At 63.3% G+C, this 501-nt stretch carries 1 pseudogene; it reads right to left on the bottom strand.

Annotation, left to right across the window (positions count from 1 at the left end):
• Positions 1–501: pseudogene (locus tag KW836_RS27665) on the bottom strand (NADP-dependent malic enzyme); the annotation flags it as partial.

Below are 501 nucleotides of genomic sequence, written 5' to 3'. Positions count from 1 at the left end.
GGTCCAGACAAGCCAGCGCGGCCGCACCGGCCCCCGACGTCACGACCTTCACCTCCGAAATCGACTTCCCGACGACCTTCAGCCCGTTGATGAAAGCGGCCGATACGGTGATGGCGGTGCCGTGCTGATCGTCATGGAAGACGGGAATCTTCATGCGTTCGCGCAGCTTCTGCTCGACCGTGAAGCACTCCGGCGCCTTGATGTCCTCGAGATTGATGCCGCCGAACGTGGGTTCGAGGCCGGCGATGATGTCGACCAGCTTGTCCGGATCGGTCTCGTTGATCTCGATGTCGAAGACGTCGATTCCGGCGAACTTCTTGAACAGGACGGCCTTGCCTTCCATGACCGGCTTCGATGCGAGCGGGCCGATGTTGCCCAGACCGAGCACCGCGGTGCCGTTCGTGATCACACCCACCAGATTGCCGCGGCTCGTGAAGCGGTGCGCCTGCAGTGGATCGGCCGCGATCGACTCGCACACGCCTGCCACGCCCGGGGTATAAG

Source organism: Achromobacter sp. ACM05 (assembly GCF_019218915.1).
Classification (GTDB): Bacteria; Pseudomonadota; Gammaproteobacteria; order Burkholderiales; family Burkholderiaceae_B; genus Achromobacter; species Achromobacter animicus.
Note: the sequence above shows the minus strand (reverse complement) of the source record. Positions and strands in the feature narration are given on the sequence as shown.